Genomic DNA, 3,227 nt, shown 5'->3' on the forward strand with positions numbered 1-3,227 from the left:
ACCGCGGGAGCGACCTGGTCCACGGTGCGCTCGGCGGCGGTCGGCACGCTGGTGGGCGCGCTGGTCGCCGGAGTGCTGATCTACGAGGCCGGCGGCCATGTCGAGGTGTACGCCGCCGTGCTGGTGCCGGCCATGTTCGTGGCGTTCTCGGTGGGACCGATCGCGGGACCGGCCTGGGCGCAGGGCCTGTTCACCCTGGTCGTGTCCGCTGCCTTCAGCCAGCTCGCCACGGCCGACTGGCGGCTGGCGGAGACGCGGCTGCTCGACGTCCTGGCGGGCTGCACGATCGGGCTGGTGTGCGGCGTGCTCGCCTGGCCCGCCGGAGCCCACGCCGAGGTGCGGCGCGGTGTGGCGGACGTGCTGCGTTCCGCTGGGCCCTTGGTGCGGGACACCGTGTCCGCCGTGGTCCACGCGTCCGGCCCCTCCGGCGCGTCCGGCCCCTCCGGCGATCCGCGGCGCCGCGCCGCCGAGGAGGCTCTACGGCTGACCCGGCACCGGCTCCGTATCGCCGAGGGCGCCTACGCGCAGTACCGGACGGAGGGCGGCAGAGGTGCCGTCGACAGCGGACCGGACTGGCATCTGGCGCTCAACTGCGTCTCCCACGCGGTGGTCGGATCGCATTGGCTGCCCCGGCTGGCGTACGGGCCGGCGCCGCCCGAAGCGGTCCGGTGGGCGAACGAGTCGGCGGGGCGACTGGCCGCGGCGATGGACAGCGCGGCGGCCTTCCCGCCCGATGGCGTCCGGGCGGCACCGGTACCCCTTCCGCACGAGGTCGTCTCCGCCGCCCCGCCGCCCGTACTGCCCGAGCTGGTCGACGTCGACACCTGGCTGCGGACCCTCGCGGCGGAGCTGACGGCGATCGGCGGGAGCGGTCCGGAGGGGCCGCCGCCCGCGGTCCGGGGCGACGGGACACGACCGGCCGGCGGCCCCGATGCCACGGCACACGAGGGAGGGTGAGAGAGCCGGACCGCCGGGAGGAGTTCCTCAGGGAGTGCGTCCGATGAACCCGAGCAGGCGCGTCTGTACGTCGGCGCTCTCCGGGACCTCCACCCGTGGCCCGTACTGCCCGCTCTGTCGCAGCACGTCGTCCAGCGGCAGCATGCCGTCGAGCAGGCGGGCGCACCTGGCGGGGTCGAGGCGCTCGTCCTGGCCGCTGGCCCGTGCCAGGTCCCAGGTGTGCATGAAGACGTCGGCGGTGTAGAAGCGGTCGACCGCCCGGTCCAGCGGGACCTCCCCGATGTGAGGGTTCGACAGGACCTTGTGCGCCGTCGCCGGGTCGTCGAGCAGTGCCTGCACCCCGTCGCTGTGCACCGTCCAGGCCTTCACCGGGTCGTCGTCCACGGAGGGCCCCTTCGGCAGTTCGACCCCGGCGCCCGACTTCAGGAAGTCGGGGAACCACTCGACCAGATGGCGCACCACATCGCGGGCGACCCACCCCTCGACCGGCGCGGGATGGTCCCAGGCCTCGGGGCGCACTCCGCGCACCCGTTCGGTGAAGTCCCCGGCGATGGTGCGGTACTCGTCGGCTGCGCTTGTCATGATCTGAGGCCTTCCGTCTCGTTTCGTGATCCGGGGTTTCCGCTCGGGCCGCCGCCGAGCAGTTCGTCGAGGCGCTCATGGCCCTCGGTCACACCGCGTCGCATGCCGCTTCTGATCATCGCGTCGCGGGCTTCGACGGACGCCATGAGCGAGGTGGTGGTGACCCGGGTCCGGCCGCCGAGGTCCTGGAAGAGGGTGGTCTCCAGGCTGACGCCGTCCGGGAAGCCGTCGTAGGCGAAGGTCTGCACGATGCGCTCGTCGCGGCGCACCTCGTGGAACACCCCGCGGAAGCCGTACTCCGTGCCGTCGTCCTCGCGGTGCACATAGCGGTACGAGCCACCGGTGCGCGCCTCGTACACGTCGATGCGCATGGTCAGCCGGCGCGGGCCGAGCCACCGCACGACGAGATCGGGATCGGTGTACGCCCTGAACACACGCTCCGGAGGGGCGTCGAACTCGCGGGTGATGAGGATGGTGGGCAGCGCCGGGTCGGCCTCGATCCGGGTCTCGCGCCGGTCGCCGCGGTGCGCGGTGCTCACGATGCCGCCTTCTTCCCCGAGGTGTCTTCTCCTGGCTGGTCCGCCATCTGTCCGAGGACGGCGTCGAGCCGGCGGAAGCGGTCCTCCGCCTCGCGGCGGTAGCGTTCGATCCATCGCGTCATCAGGTCGAGGACCTCGCCTTCGAGATGGCAGGGCCGACGCTGGGCGTCCCTGCTGCGGCTGACCAGACCGGCGTCCTCCAGCACTCTGATGTGCTTGGACACGGCCTGGACCGTCACGTCGTACGGCTCGGCCAGTTCGTTGACCGTGGCGTCCGCCGTGGCCAGCCTGGCCACGATGTCACGCCGCGTCGGGTCGGCCAGGGCCGAGAACACACGGGACAGCCGGTCGTCGGGCACCTCTCACCTCACGTAATCAACCAGTTGGTTGAATAACCGTACGACAGGCCGACGGCTTAGTCAACCAACTGGTTGAGTAAGCCGTGCCGAGTAGGCCGTGCTGGGCAAGGCGTGCTGAGAGCGAGGCGTGGCGAGCAAGGCGTGCCGGTCCGCTCCTCGCGACCGCCTCCGACCGCGCTTCACCTGGGTGTCAGTCCTTCGCGGGTGCCGGCTCCAGGACCGCGAACGCGACGGGCCCGACCGCGAGCGTGCCGTCGGTCAGCGGGCGGCAGCGGATTCCGCCGCCGTCGCGCAGCGCCCGTCGCGCGCCGGGGCCGAGCGTGGTGTCCATCCAGGCGCAGGGCCGGGCGGCACTGTGTACGGCGAGGACCACCGGCCCGGTGCCGCAGTCCAGGGAGATCGTCGCGCCGACCAGGGAGTCGATGTCCACCCCGCGGAGCAGGACGTTGCGCCGGGTCAGCCGGAGGTCCGCCTCCGTGGCCCGTCCCGGCGGAAAGCGCTCGGCGGCCATGAGGGTGATCGACGCGTTGCGATGGGCCGGACGGTTGAAGTAACGGTCGCCGACGATCCCGAGTCCGGCGCGCACCTGGGCGGTCGTCACCAGGTCCGCGTCGGGCAGCGGGGGCACTCCGTCGCCCGGGCGGCCCTCGAACCGGTGCCCGGGCGAGACCAGTAGCTGAAGGATTTCCACTTCCACACGCGCCATCTCATCGAGCCTAGGGCCTGTCTGACAACTCGCGTCGTCGCCCGAAGGGCGGCCCGGCGGCGTCATGGGGGTCCCCCCTGCTCG

General features: G+C 72.5%; 5 protein-coding genes. 1 reads left to right on the forward strand and 4 read right to left on the reverse strand.

Features of this window, described 5'->3' with window-relative positions; all coding sequences use genetic code 11:
- On the forward strand, window positions 1-957 hold a 957-nt coding region (locus ACWEBX_RS38480), incomplete at its 5' end, for an FUSC family protein (protein WP_451889367.1).
- 27 nt (window positions 958-984) lie between these two features.
- Here the strand turns inward: ACWEBX_RS38480 and ACWEBX_RS38485 are convergent.
- The 4 genes from ACWEBX_RS38485 to ACWEBX_RS38500 all read right to left on the reverse strand — a co-directional run bounded on the left by ACWEBX_RS38485 (window position 985) and on the right by ACWEBX_RS38500 (window position 3,143).
- Window positions 985-1,539 carry a TIGR03086 family metal-binding protein gene (locus ACWEBX_RS38485; RefSeq protein ID WP_451889368.1) on the reverse strand — a complete coding sequence of 185 codons (555 nt, stop codon included), beginning with the start codon at window positions 1,537-1,539 and terminating at the stop codon, window positions 985-987.
- The gene (locus ACWEBX_RS38490; RefSeq protein ID WP_451889369.1) at window positions 1,536-2,078 is read right to left on the reverse strand and encodes an SRPBCC family protein; all 543 of its coding nucleotides are present in this window, start codon (window positions 2,076-2,078) and stop codon (window positions 1,536-1,538) included. Before ACWEBX_RS38490 ends, ACWEBX_RS38485 begins: the two co-directional genes overlap by 4 nt.
- On the reverse strand, window positions 2,075-2,437 hold the full coding sequence (locus tag ACWEBX_RS38495; protein WP_451889370.1) for an ArsR/SmtB family transcription factor: 363 nt from the start codon (window positions 2,435-2,437) through the stop codon (window positions 2,075-2,077). Before ACWEBX_RS38495 ends, ACWEBX_RS38490 begins: the two co-directional genes overlap by 4 nt.
- 190 nt (window positions 2,438-2,627) lie before the next feature.
- On the reverse strand, window positions 2,628-3,143 hold the full coding sequence (locus ACWEBX_RS38500) for a molybdenum cofactor biosysynthesis protein (protein WP_451889371.1): 516 nt from the start codon (window positions 3,141-3,143) through the stop codon (window positions 2,628-2,630).
- Window positions 3,144-3,227 lie beyond the last annotated feature (84 nt).

The organism is Streptomyces sp. NPDC005070, assembly GCF_053600395.1.

What these genes read in the sequence shown, in the direction of transcription:
- ACWEBX_RS38485 (WP_451889368.1), bottom strand. Translation starts at nt 1,539, where the DNA reads ATGACAAGCGCAGCCGACGAGTACCGCACCATCGCCGGGGACTTCACC.
- ACWEBX_RS38500 (WP_451889371.1), bottom strand. Translation starts at nt 3,143, where the DNA reads ATGGCGCGTGTGGAAGTGGAAATCCTTCAGCTACTGGTCTCGCCCGGG.